Raw genomic sequence first — 12773 nt, 5'->3', positions numbered from 1 at the left:
TTCGTCGGTTGAGATTCCGTCAAGCGTCACTGAAATCGGTGCGAGGGCGTTCGATGGCTGCACGTCGCTTTCGTCGGTTGTGATTCCTTCTAGCGTCACGGAAATCGGCGATAAGGCGTTTCGTGATTGCAACATCAACGAGCTTTCGCATCCGTGTCTTACTATAAAGAACGGAGTCGTGGTCAAGGGCAACAAAGTCCTGTATTGTGCAAGCCAGCGCGGCTCTGTCACGATTCCTGATGGCGTCACGGAAATCGGTACGAGGGCGTTCTCTGGCTGCGCGTCGCTTGTGTCGGTTGTGATTCCGCCCGACGTCACGGAAATCGGCAATTATGCGTTCTGGAACTGCAAGTCGCTTTCGTCGGTTGAGATTCCGCCAAGCGTCACGGAAATCGGCGAGAGTGCGTTCAATGGCTGCAAGTCGCTTACGTCGGTTGTGATACCCGAGGGCGTTACGGAAATCGGCAAGTATGCGTTCGAGGGCTGCGAGTCGCTTACGTCGGTTGATATTCCTTCGAGCGTCACGGAAATAGGCGAGAGTGCGTTCGAGGACTGCAAGTCGCTTACGTCAGTGGCAATTCCGTCAAGCGTCACGATAATTGGCGAGATGGCGTTCTTTGGCTGCTCGTCGCTTGAGTCGATTGAGTTCGGCGGAACTGTATCTCAGTGGAAAGCGGTGGAAAAAGGCGAGGACTGGCACAAGTGGTGCAATGTCGCTTCCGTGAAGTGCTCCGATGGCGAGGCGGAGCTGTAGAGATGCTGGAAGTATTTCGGTGGTTTGCCCGAAAGGCAAAATCGCTGAAAGTTCTTTTATACTAAGCAAAAAGGAGTGCAGATATGGATTATGCCAAAATCAACAAATCCGTTATGGATGACACGCAAGATGTATGCGGAAAACTGAATTCTTTGAAAAGCGCGATTGCATCTTCGGTTGAGCGCGAATACGTGGTCTACAAAGATGACGAGATAACCGCCAACGCTATGCCGAATGCGGACATGAAGATTGTCGTTTCCGGGGAGCGCACGTTTGCGGCTGCGGAAAAATACAAGGGGAAAAAAATCTGCTGCCTTGACTTTGCGAATTCTCATAGCGTCGGCGGCGCACCGTGGTCGGCAGGCGCGCAGGAAGAATCGATGTGCCGCGTATCGACGTTATATCCGTGCTTGTACGCGAAAAAGCAGGATTTTTATGACCTTCACTGCGAGGAGTACGATGCGGGCGAAATCGACGAGATGGGAACCGACGATGTAATCTACGTTCCTGATGTCGTCGTGTTCAAAACCGACGAATCGATTCCGAAGTTGAAGGACGAAGAGCTGTGGTTCAAGACCGACGTCATCGTTTCTGCCGCGCCCGAATTGGACTGGGGGTACGATGACGTCGCCTACAAAAAAATTATGGAATCGCGCATAAAAAGAATCCTCGACGTTGCCTCGAACGAAAATGTCCAGGTTCTGATTCTTGGCGCATTCGGTTGCGGCGCCTTCAACAATCCGCCCGAAATCGTTTCGGAGATATTCTCGGGGCTTGTAAGAAAATACGGTTTTGAGACGGTGGAATTTGCGGTGTTCTGCAACGGCGACACGACGAATTTCGACGTTTTCAAAAAGCGTTTTGCCGAATGAAAAAACGGTCGGGCATCCTGCGCCGGTTTTTCCGATTTGCCCGCCATGCGGAAAGATTCCGCGGACGAATTTTTGCTGCGCAATACTCAATGCACGAAAAACAGCCTATACTGTTCGCAAGCAGGCATGTTCTGAAAGCGATAGTTCAGAACGGTGGCGCTGCATTACGGAGGTTAAAAATGATTTTGACGTTGCGGCAATATTACATAGCGCAGATGCTGAATGGCACGAACGCGGCTTTTCCGGCGAAGGAGACAGGAGAGGAGATGTTTTCGAACTACTGGGGAGATTCGACGGGCGCGCGGATTTTTTTCACCGTCGAAAAAATACTCGAACTGACGGGCGACGACGGCGACGAGCCTGTCTGTTTCGACGAGTGAATCGGGAAAATTTATATGGATAACATAGGCACCGCGATTTTGCTTTTTCTCGGGCTGACGGCTCTTTTCGGTCTGGCGGCTGTCGTTTCCGGAATAATCGCCATTTTTGCGTCGGGAACTGCGAAAATGGTAGCGGCAATCGTTTCCGGAGTGACATTCGGCATTTTTTGCATTCCCGTCGTCTATGTCGCGGGAGCATCCCGGCCCCGCAATGTGGAAAAAGAGCGCATAAAAGTGTGGGGCGAGCTTGTCTGCGCGGCTCTCGACAACGATGTCGAGGAAGTCGGGAGACTTCTCAAAAAAAAGAAAAACCCGAACAAAATAAAGGAGCGCTATTCCCCGCTGACCGCAGCCTGCTCGCATGACGCCGATGATGACGGGAAAAACGAGAATGCCGACAAAATCCTTCTGCTGCTTCTCGATGCGGGCGCCGACCCAAATCTCGGCGTCCCGGACTTTTTCTGGCTGGGAGGTTTTTCGTATCCGATTGAGTGCGCGATTGCCGGCGAGCGCATTGAGGCGCTCCGCATTCTGATGGAGCGCGGAGCCGAAATAGACGGGTATGATGTTTTCGTGAAGAAGAAAAAGCGGAATTTCATTTTCAAGCCGCTGCAGTCTGCCGTCGGGGCGGGAAAATACAGGAGCGCGGATTTTCTTCTCGATTCCGGCGCGAAAACGGACGGATTCTGCTACGACTATAAGACGTGCGAAAAAACGCGGAAGACGCTCGTCATGTTGCTGCTCGACAACAGTTACGACGAAAAGGGCGGCGCCATGAAGGTTTCCGTTTTCGGCAAGCTCCTGAGCCTCGGAACCGACGTGAACGCGCGCGACGAGCGGGGGCGGACTGCGATGCACTATTGCGCGGATTCCTACAATTGGGAACGCTGGGATGAGCGCGCCCCTTTTGCCGAGAAGCTTCTTTCCTTGGGCGCTGACATAAATGCCCGGACAGACAAGGGAAAAACGCCCCTCATGCTCGGCGGCCTCGAATACGGCTCGCTCGACGAAATTCTTTCGGTTTCCTCGTTCCTCGTCTCCCACGGTGCGGACAATTCCCTGCGCGATAGCGACGGAAAACGCGCTCTTGATATTTTTTTGGACAAGCACGAGAAAAAAGATTCATGGGAGAAGGAGGAGATGCGGAAATACGACGAAATCGTTTCCGTTCTGACGCCGAAGGAATCGGGCGCGGTTTCTCTTCCTGAAAAAAATCCTTCGAAAAATCTGGAGATAATCGGCGCAGTTTCGGAAATCGTTTCCCAGAAAACGGAGCTGCCAAAAACCGACGGGCACGTGATGCTTGCGGACATGTGCGACGGATGGTGAGCATGCGCGGGAAGATTGCAAAAATCCTTACAGCCGCGAACGGAATGCTTTCGGCATTTTTTCTCATGGTGGCGTCTGCCTGTTTTTTCTTTCCGGTATTTGACGGCGGAAACGTATTCGTCCTCGTGCTTGCCTCGTTTATTCTTGCTCTGCCGGCGATTGCTCTTGATGCTGTCGGCGCAATCATCGCAACGGGGAAGGGGAGGTTGCTCAACCTCGCATTTCTTGTCGCGGACGTTCTTTTCGAGAAGGTATTTTATTTTTGCGTCGAGGTCGCCCTCCGCTGATTTTTCGGCTCCGTTTGTTATTTGTAGCAAAAAAAGAAAAAAAAGTTGTATCTTTATCAACATGGAATTCTTGAAATGCTATCAGCTCGACATAATGCTTTTCCTGACGGGAATCTGCGCGATTCTTTCGTTTCTCGTCGCGATTTCAACAAGCATCCCGAAAAGCCGGAAAAAGCCGATTCTCGTAGTCGAATTTGCGACGATGGTTCTCCTCATCGCCGACCGTTTTGCGTACCTGTACCGCGGCGATGTCAGCATGACCGGCTGGTGGGCGGTGCGGCTGTCGAATTTTTTAGTGTTCCTGATGAGCTTGTCGATTATTTACGGGTTCAACATGTACCTCATCGATTTGTACACGCACGAGGCGCGCCTTGCAAGCGTTCCGCGTCGCCTCCGAATCTGCAAATGGATTTTGCGAGCGGGGCAGCTTCTCGTAGTGTTCTCCCAGTTTACTGATTTGTATTATACGTTTGACGCTCAGAACAGGTACCACCGCGCGCCGCTGATGCCGGTGAGCTATGTGTTCAGCATCCTTCCGCTGATTCTTCAGACGACGCTCATCATCTTCCATTCGAAGAAGCTTCAGCTCAAAACCGTCGTTCCGCTCGTCCTTTTTACTGTCCTGCCGATTTTCGCCTCCTGCATACAGTTTTTCGCTTACGGGATTTCGCTGACGAACATTTCGGTCGTCGGTTCGGCGATAATTCTCTACGTTTTCGCGCTACAGAACCTCAACGAGTCCGTTCGCCGCGCGCACCGTTTCGAAATCCAGCTCCTCGAGATGTACAAAAGCGAGCTTGAGAAGACCGTCGAGGAGCGCACGCAGGAGCTGAAAATCGCGAACGAGAAGGCGGAGAACCTTATTCTGAACATCCTCCCGAAGGAAATTGCCGACGAGCTTGCCGAACATCCCGACAAGACCATCGCGAACGAATATCCGAACGCGACGGTGCTTTTCACTGACGTCGTCGGGTTCACGAAGATGAGCAGCACGATGTCCGCGCGGGAGACCGTCAGCATGCTCAACCAGATGATTTCGATTCTCGACGACAGGGCGAGGGAAGCCGGAATCGAAAAGATTAAGACTATCGGGGATTCGTATATGGCGGCTTCCGGATTGACGGCGGAGCGCGACAATGACGGTGCTGACAGGATGCTCATGTTCGCCAAGAATATCCTTTCCGACATCGCCGATTACAACAAGACGGCCGAGCAGAAACTGAAAATACGGATCGGAATCAATACGGGAAGCCTTGTCGGCGGCGTCATCGGAAAGACGAAATTCATCTATGACGTGTGGGGCGACACGGTCAACGTCGCCAGCCGCATGGAAAGCACCGCCGAGCCAATGAAAATCCACGTCACCGAGCGCACGCTTTCGCAGTGCCATTCAGATTGCTCGGCATTCGAAAAAGTGGAGATGGAAATCAAGGGCAAGGGGAAGATGAGCACCTATTACTTATGATTTCCTCCCTCAAGGTCAGGAGGCGGGGGAGGCCTTGTCTTCTGAAATTGCGTTTTTCATTGATTCTATGTAAGCGTTCCATTCTTTTGTCGAGATTTCCATTTTTGCCTCCAAATGCAGCAGTGTCGGGAATTTGTTTTACTTGCGCATATAGGGCGAGAATCGCGAATCGGCAATTTTTTAATTCAATAATTCATTCGTCCAGCCTTTTTTCACGTCCGCGTTCTCATCGTTTGCAGATGCTCAACAAGATGCCGCTGCGCCCGCGAGTCGCTTGTGTCGTAGAGCCAATTATGATTGAAACATGCAATCGTACTCTGATTTCCGCTTGAACCGATGACAAGGCTGTAGAAGTCCGTGTTCTTCTTCTTTTCTTCTTCGATTGATTTCACAAGGTCATCAGGAAGAGTTCCCATCACAAAATCAGAAATCATCAGAACGTCTGCATTCTTGTAACCGTCTTTCTGGAGCATCTGCACAGCATGCTTTAACGCAGGGCTTGCATCTGTTCCGCCGTTGAAGCTCATGCGGAGAAACTGCACAATTCTTGTAAGCGCGTCGCCCGATTTGAAATCCGACATATCAAGCGTTTCAATTCCAGTGGAAAACGAAATCAGATAGCACTTGCGTTCTTCCTCCATGGCGATTTTTGAAAGGGCGAATGTCACGGTCTTTGCGATGTTTTCCGGTGTACCTTGCATTGAGCCTGATGTGTCCACGCAGATAATGACAGGACCTTTCTGGTCTTTTTTTGCCACGTCAACTTCTTCGCTCTCATGCTCTTCCTTGCTTTCCGCTTTGTCGTTTTGATAATCAAAGGACAAAAGCTGTTTCTGCGCGAATTTGAGCTGGAACAATTTCTTTGCCGCGGGATTTTTCATCATGGCAAGTTCCGCAGGAAGCACGGAGGCAATGTCGGAAGAATAGCGCAATCCGTTTATCTCTCCACGGTAGGCAGGTTTTGGATGCCACTCGGTTTTGATGACGATTTTGTCGCGCATTTCCTTTTCGAAAATTTCCTGCGTGCGGCTCTGCTTTCCAATCATCTTGGCAAGTTCCTGCAAGGACTCGTCCTGCTCCAAAAGTTTTGCGAACTGCTCCAAGATTTCAAATCCGCTCGTCTCAAACGCTTTGTTGGACAAATCCCAGAGCCGTCCCAAGTCCTTGATAAAAGGCGAAAGGAGTTTTTCAAGGCGCATGAATTTTTCGATTTTCTTGTAAAGCTCTTCGAGGAACTGCTTCCTGAGTGCGTCGATTCGCTCCATTTCCCACTTGTTTTTGCGGTCGATGAGATTTTTCTCCATGTCGGAAAGAAAATTGCGACACAAGACATCAAGTTTTTCCGCAGATTTCCATGCGATTGTTTCTTTTCCGTCTTTATCCGGTTTGATTTTTTTCTGCTCGGAAAAAGATTTGCGATAAAAATCAAAGTCCAGAGTGCTTGGAGCAATGCTTCCTCGTTTTGAATCGCTCACGGAAGGAAGCCGCTTGTAATGATACTGAATCTTTGAGTTTTCAGCAGACAAATCAAGTGCGATTTCTTGTGCGCTGAGTTTTTTCTGCTGGGCAAGGAAAATTGCTTCGTCAAAAAATGGATTTTCCTTTTCAATCGTCGCTTGAGTTTTTTGGAGCCATTCCAGAATGTCAGTCTGAATATTCTCGCTAACGCCCTCATGCAAAAGCGCGTAAGGATGCGTGTTTCCATGGCGAAGAATTTCAGAAAGCGTGTCTTCCGCGATTTTTGCATAATTGTTTTTGGGAAATTCGATTTTCACATATTTCGGCTCGACAGGCGAAATCATGTCTTCCATGGCGTCAACAAGCTGCTTGCGGTCATTTTCAGAACCGAAGACGGGAGAAGCGAAATTCTCAAACTTGCGTTTTTTCTTGGACTGCTGGCGATAACGTTTGATGTTCGCCTGTAAGTCGCCTGTGATTTTTTCTATGTTTGAGAACACTTTGCTGCACAAATCAGAAAATTCCTCGTCAGAAAAATCTTCTGTTTGGTGGGCTGTTTTGTTCCGCGCTAATCTAAGCGGTTCCCACCAAGACGGTTTTGACAAAAATTTCACGTTTTTCAAGCACTCGCGAAATTGCTGAATTTTCATCTGAATCCACGCGCGAGATTCTTCTTTCACGGTTGCGAAATCAGATATCTTTGTCGGATATTTGCCGATTATCTCATTCACCCGCTCCAGTGCCTTTCGGCTGTATTTTCGCGAATTACGGTCTTTTTTATTCATTCCGATTCCTGTTTTCCTAGCAATTTTTCAATTTCGTCCATGTTCGAAAACACGAACGAAACCATTTTTTGAAGTTCCCCGTCCCTCACATCTTCCGTCGCGTGAACAAGGCGGTTACGGATTTTTTGCAGCTGCAAGGCAACCTGCGCTGTTTCAGCTACCTCCGCGACCGACTGGATTTTCATCTGAAGCCACGCTTTTTGTTCGTCAGAAAGCGAGCAGACATCAGGCGCGGCTGGGAACTTTTGTCGCAATGCGGAAAGGGCATTGCGCGATTTGTTTTCGTTCAATGTCTATTCCTTTTTCCATTCGCGAACAAGGCAGACGGCATAATTATGGTCTTTTGTCGTGTGGTCTTGGTGTCCGCGCTCGTCAAAGAGCTGATAGAATGCGGCAGTATCTCCATTTGAGCTTGAAGACCAGTATTCTTTTGCCATCAGAGTTGCGAGCTTATTGCCAACAGCTTCCAAAGATTTGTTGATGACTTCTCTGTTCGCCCAGATTTTAGAAAGCAAATTCTTATCGGGAACTGCCCAACAAGAAGCATATTTTGAAGGAAGTCCATTTTCGCTTCCGTAGTCAGAGGCGATTTTTGCGGTGTTGTCCCAAGTGTCCGTGTACTGCTCAAGTCCCACAGCATACGTTTTTTCACCAGCAACGCAGACAACAGCAATCACTTTTCCTTTGTCCTCGTCAGACAAAGAAGCTATTTCGTCCGCAGTATAGATTGTGCCGTTTTTTAGAATCACATCGCCGACAGAAAGAGAGGCTGAAAGATTCGCCTTGTAATAGCGGCTCTGCTGTTTATCAAGCGCAACTTCGGCATCTTCAAGTTCACGAATTGCAGTGTCGATTTTTGAGGTGATGCTCGTATTGTATTCCTGATTCGCAAAGAGATTTGCCTTGAATGGAACTGCGTCCTTTTCTTTCTGAGTCTTGAGTGAAGCAATCTCGGCATTGATTCTGTCAACGATTGGCACATAACGCTCCTGCTTGAATTTTTTCTGCAGGGTTTCGTATGCGATGTCGGAAAATTTCTTTGCTTCAACATGGGTTTTTGCAGGATTCTTTTTTAAGGTGAAGTTCTGCCAACATTTAATTTTATCACCTTGTTTTGTCATGGAATAATCAGAGGTTCTACGGGATTTACTTGAATCATAGACATCATGAGAATGATCAGAGTAATAAGCATGTGTTCCTTTTTCCACACTTACATACCAAGTTTCGCTTGTTCCCTCACGAGTACATTCATAGCAATTTTGTCCATCAACCGTAACAATTTTATCGGTTGCAGGCTCCTCAACTTCCATAAACCAGGCTTCATCAATAGCCACCTTAAAGTCAACAATCTGTTCTCTGATTTCGTCAATCGCGTTGTCGCAGTCCACACCGTTCTGCTTGATGCACTTCTCAACAATCTCGCGGGCTTGCTTCTGTTGCTTTTCCGTGCTCCAGATGCAGTATTCGATGAGCTGGCAGTCCATCAAATCGACTTCGCTGCGGTCGTTCAGGAACGCCGACGTTTTGAGAATGTGCGCGATTTTCTTCCAGCGACGGTCGCCAACTTCAAAAAGCTCGCCGTTCTTTTTGTCCTCGTCGCCCATGTTGTTGTTTCGATGAACAAGCTCCTTTCGGATTGCAGAAATGACGGCTTTTGCCTCATCGGAAAGGGAAACAGCGTCAATTTTTTCTTTCCACTCTTTCAGTTCTTCGTTCGTAATCTGCAATTTTTTCACTTCGTCGGGAAGCTCAAACTCTGAACTTGAAGAGCCGTCAATCATCTCAAAGAAGCTGTCCTCATTTTGAATATATCCAACGCAAAGGCGCAGGACAAAACGGTCGTACAATGCTTCAAGTCCCTTGTCCTTTGCAGGAAGCTCGTTCGATGCGGCGAAAAGGGCTTTGAGCGGAACGTCCATCACCTTGCTTCCGTTGTGGAATTTTCGCTCGTTGATAATCGTCAGAAGCGTGTTCAAAATTGCCGGGCTTGCCTTCCAAATTTCGTCCAAAAATGCGACGTCCGCTTCAGGAAGCATATTTTCTGTGAGACGGCGATATTCTTCTTTTCCCTTGCATTCTTCAAGCTCTCCGTTCAAAGCCTTGAGCGAAATGTTGCCGAATACATCTTCTGGCGTTGAAAACTGGTTCAAGAGCGTTTCAAAATACTTTACTCCGTTCTCTCCGTCCACCTTGAACGCCAAAGCCATTCTGCGGGCAAGCATACTTTTTCCACAGCCTGGCGCGCCGAGTAAAAATGAGCTTTCTCCTGCAATCGCCGTAAGAAGCAGCAAGCGGACAACATCTTCTTTTTCAATCAAGCCTTCTGAAAGAGCGTCGCGAATCTTTTGAATTCTGTCGTGAAGTTTTTCCGTTTTTGTTTCGTTTTCTGCCATTGTCTTTTCCTCCATTGTGGCATTTGTCTGTTTCATTTTTGCAACCTTGTGAGTTTTTCCTTGTGGACTGAACACATCAAAAAGATTTGTGTGCAAAAGAATTTCTTCATACGAAGGCAAATTGAACAACTTGAAAATTTCGTTTCGCTCATCCTGCTTGAATGAAGCTTTTTGAATGATGGATGAAATAGAAATCTCGTCTAGGTTCTTTTCTTCGCAACGTGCTTTGTATGCCAAAACAAGTTTCTGCACAACTTCCTCTTTTGTGTATGTCATTTCAAGACTCCTTGCTCTATGTATTAGGAATATTTTATTTTCAAGTTGACGCTTTTTCTATTTCTTTTTCGCGCTTTCAAGTTTTGTCAGCTCAAGCGTAAGGTAAATCAGGTAAACCTGGATTTTCGCTTTGTTCCGGAGAATGAAATCCTCGGCGATGTTCTCCGAGCAGTACAGGAAGCCCAGAAAATGTTTGAGATAGCGAATTTCGGTGTCGGTGAGATTGCTGAAAACGTTCGTCTTCTTTATCTCGCTGTACGGAATCGCGATTTCCCCGTTGTTGAAGACGCGCTTGTACAATTCCGCCGGGGTGCGGTGGGGCAGTCCGAGCGGGCGCGTCGTTTTCTCGAAAAAGTAATCCAGTATCGCGATAAGCTGCTTCGAAATTTCCTTGTCGGGGCCTTTCTCAAGGTATTTCCGCGCGTCGAAAAATGCCTGAAGAAAAAGCTCCTCCCACATGTATTTGTCGCGCTCCTTGTAATCCTTCGTGAAAAGCGTGAAGACGGCAAAATTCTCCCCCACGTGCGTAATTTTGTTCCGCTCCGGATACAGGAATTTTGAGTCGAGCGATTTTTTTATCATGGTGCGCTCCTTTCTTCGTGCGAAAATCCTTCCTTTCTTCCTTTCGATTGACTCCCATTCCATTTCCGATTCGGAAAAACAGCGGCATTTTATCGTCCTTGTGACAGATTTCGCCTTTTCCTCGTCGTTGATGAAAAAAGTCTGCGAGAATGCGCTGTCGGAAAAACCGAAATCGATGGATTTGAGCGTCTTGAGGTTTTCTTTCACGCGCCTGATTTCCGATGACGCGTCGGACGGGGTGAAATTGTCCTTCCGCGTGTTCGGCCAAATCGGGAGGATTGCGCGCTGCTGCTCCCTTACGAAATTCAGCTCGTTTATGATTCCCTCTTTCAGAGCCTGCTCGGGACGCGTAAAGTTGTACAGAAGCCGCAGGACGCTTTCGTTCCGCCCGAAATGCTTCCCGCTGAAATTCCTGAAATCGGGAAGCTCTATCGGAGCTTTGCCGTTGAAATCGAGTTTTTGCGCGAGCGCGTTCATGACCGCCGACAGTTTTTCCGCCGACCAGTATTCCGCGCCCGCCGTGCAGAAATCGCCGGTTCTGCCAAGCCCGAGCTTTTCCGCGCTGTCAAAAAGAAGGAACGCGAACAGCTTCTGGAGAAGGCTCAAATCGTCGTCGTATTTCTCGTCCTTGTTTTTTTCGATGTTCCTGACGCTGAACGCCGAGGAGATGAAGCCGCGCGCGAAATTTTCCACGGCAGAATCCGCGTCCTTCGATTTGAAGATTTCCGTCGAGTAATCGTATATGTTCTGCTCCACAACCGATTTTTTTGCCGGAAAAATAGATTTGAAATCGTCGAACGTCAGGAACTGGATGCATTTATATAGAAGGAAAACGACGGACGGATTTTTGTCGAAATCAGCCTTGTGCGTTTCCTTCGCATACAGGAAAAAGCGCTTGATTGCCCCGCTCACGTCCGCGCCCGAAAAGCCGTTTTTGTCGAGAAAAGCCGAAATACGCTCGCGGTTGTCGGCGGCTGAGGAGAGGAGCGCGAGAAATTCCCCGAAAAAACCGGTTCCTTTTTCTTCAAAACAGCCGAAGCCGCCAAAAACAAAGTCGTTTGCCATTGTTCCTCCAAAAATCCTCCCGGTATTTTCTATCCGCAATTTTCCGTCGGATTGACAGTTTTTCTGCATGTATTCTTTCAGAAAATTTGATTTTCATATATCTTATCGTTTGCATATTAATTTTGGAGTCGTTCAATGAAAACGCTTTTTATTGGTGCGCTGATGGCGTTCGCCGCCTCGGCTCTTTTTGCGGATGAAAATTCTCCTGTCGGAAAATGGGCGAAGGACAAAATCGGAAGCAGCGATTATTTCCTTGAAATCGACGATACTGTTTTCAAATACAGCGAAAAGAAGGGCGGAAACTACATCGCCTGGAGCTATCGCGTCGACGACGGGCGCATCGTGCTCGAAAATCTGACGGAACATACGACAAGCTCGCTCAATCATGAGCTTTATGAGCCGATTGTCGAGAGAAACGAGAATTCGTTCGCTTTTTCCCGTTCCGGCGACAAGATGACGATTTTCTTCAACAACAAAGGCGTTAAATTCATCACGGCGGAGGCGAAGCAGAAAAAGATTGACGCGGCGAAAGGTGCGGGTGCGCTGTTCGGTATCGCTGCCGGCGCGATGATTCTGAAGGAGGCGACCGACACCGTTGCCACGGAAGAAGAGGCTCGGAATTTGGCGGACAAGATTTACGATGCCGCATGGTAAAAAAGGATTCAAAAATGAAAAGAAAGATATCTGTTTTTTTGGCGTTCCTGTCGTTTGCCGCCTTTCTGTGGGCGCAGAACCCGACAAAAGGCTTCCCGTACTATTATTACGACACTTCCGAGAGAAATTTTTCTGACTACAGCCCGTATCTGAGCGGAAAAAGCACGCTCATCGAGGAAAACGACGAGCACACAATCAGGATGTACAAAAACGGAAGCAGCTATTATATCTGGTGCCAATACAAACGGGGAAAAGCCGCCTCCAAAAGCGACATAAAGCACACCCTGAAAGTAAACAGCGATGTCGCCGCGAATTTGGACAGCCGCCTGGACAGAAAACAGGGGTGCGACATGAGCGTCTGCATGATTTTCACGGATTCGGAAAGCGAGCTGATTTGCTCCGCAAAATACAGCGGGATGTAGCGGAAATGCGCGGGACAGCTCAAGAATGTGTCCCGCGCATTTCGTTCCCGT

11 protein-coding genes are annotated in these 12773 nt (G+C 48.5%); 8 read left to right on the top strand and 3 right to left on the bottom strand.

The window, feature by feature from the left end:
- From TRESADRAFT_RS09815 to TRESADRAFT_RS15255, 6 genes are all read left to right on the top strand, one after another.
- The coding region (locus TRESADRAFT_RS09815; RefSeq protein WP_002705278.1) for a leucine-rich repeat domain-containing protein at positions 1–754 on the top strand (754 nt) is incomplete at its 5' end.
- Positions 755–837: 83 nt separating this feature from the next.
- The gene (locus tag TRESADRAFT_RS09810; RefSeq protein WP_002705277.1) at positions 838–1626 is read left to right on the top strand and encodes a TIGR02452 family protein; all 789 of its coding nucleotides are present in this window, start codon (positions 838–840) and stop codon (positions 1624–1626) included.
- 179 nt (positions 1627–1805) lie between these two features.
- Positions 1806–2006: a hypothetical protein gene (locus TRESADRAFT_RS09805; protein WP_002705276.1), complete on the top strand. Its 201-nt coding sequence runs from the start codon at positions 1806–1808 to the stop codon at positions 2004–2006.
- Positions 2007–2021: 15 nt separating this feature from the next.
- The gene (locus TRESADRAFT_RS09800; RefSeq protein ID WP_002705275.1) at positions 2022–3335 is read left to right on the top strand and encodes an ankyrin repeat domain-containing protein; all 1314 of its coding nucleotides are present in this window, start codon (positions 2022–2024) and stop codon (positions 3333–3335) included.
- A 2-nt stretch (positions 3336–3337) separates the two neighbouring features.
- On the top strand, positions 3338–3622 hold the full coding sequence (locus tag TRESADRAFT_RS16295; protein WP_002705274.1) for a hypothetical protein: 285 nt from the start codon (positions 3338–3340) through the stop codon (positions 3620–3622).
- A 61-nt stretch (positions 3623–3683) separates the two neighbouring features.
- Positions 3684–5087 carry an adenylate/guanylate cyclase domain-containing protein gene (locus TRESADRAFT_RS15255; protein ID WP_002705273.1) on the top strand — a complete coding sequence of 468 codons (1404 nt, stop codon included), beginning with the start codon at positions 3684–3686 and terminating at the stop codon, positions 5085–5087.
- Positions 5088–5299: 212 nt separating this feature from the next.
- Here the strand turns inward: TRESADRAFT_RS15255 and TRESADRAFT_RS09785 are convergent, their stop codons facing one another.
- From TRESADRAFT_RS09785 to TRESADRAFT_RS09770, 3 genes are all read right to left on the bottom strand, one after another.
- A complete protein-coding gene (locus TRESADRAFT_RS09785) occupies positions 5300–6898 on the bottom strand; it encodes a VWA domain-containing protein (protein ID WP_245534344.1) in 1599 nt (532 codons plus the stop codon).
- Positions 6899–7623: 725 nt separating this feature from the next.
- Positions 7624–9999 (bottom strand): AAA family ATPase, encoded by a 2376-nt coding sequence (locus TRESADRAFT_RS15250; protein ID WP_002705268.1) that lies wholly within the window; start codon positions 9997–9999, stop codon positions 7624–7626.
- 57 nt (positions 10000–10056) lie between these two features.
- Positions 10057–11646 carry a hypothetical protein gene (locus TRESADRAFT_RS09770; RefSeq protein ID WP_002705259.1) on the bottom strand — a complete coding sequence of 530 codons (1590 nt, stop codon included), beginning with the start codon at positions 11644–11646 and terminating at the stop codon, positions 10057–10059.
- 135 nt (positions 11647–11781) lie between these two features.
- On the opposite strand from TRESADRAFT_RS09770, the gene TRESADRAFT_RS09765 reads away from it, so the two are divergent.
- Positions 11782–12300 (top strand): hypothetical protein, encoded by a 519-nt coding sequence (locus TRESADRAFT_RS09765; protein WP_002705257.1) that lies wholly within the window; start codon positions 11782–11784, stop codon positions 12298–12300.
- Positions 12301–12314: 14 nt separating this feature from the next.
- A complete protein-coding gene (locus TRESADRAFT_RS09760; protein ID WP_002705255.1) occupies positions 12315–12722 on the top strand; it encodes a hypothetical protein in 408 nt (135 codons plus the stop codon).
- Positions 12723–12773 lie beyond the last annotated feature (51 nt).

The sequence above is a fragment of the Treponema saccharophilum DSM 2985 genome (assembly GCF_000255555.1).
Taxonomy (GTDB): domain Bacteria; phylum Spirochaetota; class Spirochaetia; order Treponematales; family Treponemataceae; genus Treponema_D; species Treponema_D saccharophilum.
The sequence above is the reverse complement of the archived record's forward strand: the minus strand, read 5'-3'. Positions and strand labels throughout refer to the sequence as shown.

What these genes read in the sequence shown, in the direction of transcription:
- TRESADRAFT_RS09810 (WP_002705277.1), top strand. Translation starts at nt 838, where the DNA reads ATGGATTATGCCAAAATCAACAAATCCGTTATGGATGACACGCAAGAT.
- TRESADRAFT_RS09805 (WP_002705276.1), top strand. Translation starts at nt 1,806, where the DNA reads ATGATTTTGACGTTGCGGCAATATTACATAGCGCAGATGCTGAATGGC.
- TRESADRAFT_RS09800 (WP_002705275.1), top strand. Translation starts at nt 2,022, where the DNA reads ATGGATAACATAGGCACCGCGATTTTGCTTTTTCTCGGGCTGACGGCT.
- TRESADRAFT_RS16295 (WP_002705274.1), top strand. Translation starts at nt 3,338, where the DNA reads ATGCGCGGGAAGATTGCAAAAATCCTTACAGCCGCGAACGGAATGCTT.
- TRESADRAFT_RS15255 (WP_002705273.1), top strand. Translation starts at nt 3,684, where the DNA reads ATGGAATTCTTGAAATGCTATCAGCTCGACATAATGCTTTTCCTGACG.
- TRESADRAFT_RS09785 (WP_245534344.1), bottom strand. Translation starts at nt 6,898, where the DNA reads ATGGAAGACATGATTTCGCCTGTCGAGCCGAAATATGTGAAAATCGAA.
- TRESADRAFT_RS15250 (WP_002705268.1), bottom strand. Translation starts at nt 9,999, where the DNA reads ATGACATACACAAAAGAGGAAGTTGTGCAGAAACTTGTTTTGGCATAC.
- TRESADRAFT_RS09770 (WP_002705259.1), bottom strand. Translation starts at nt 11,646, where the DNA reads ATGGCAAACGACTTTGTTTTTGGCGGCTTCGGCTGTTTTGAAGAAAAA.
- TRESADRAFT_RS09765 (WP_002705257.1), top strand. Translation starts at nt 11,782, where the DNA reads ATGAAAACGCTTTTTATTGGTGCGCTGATGGCGTTCGCCGCCTCGGCT.
- TRESADRAFT_RS09760 (WP_002705255.1), top strand. Translation starts at nt 12,315, where the DNA reads ATGAAAAGAAAGATATCTGTTTTTTTGGCGTTCCTGTCGTTTGCCGCC.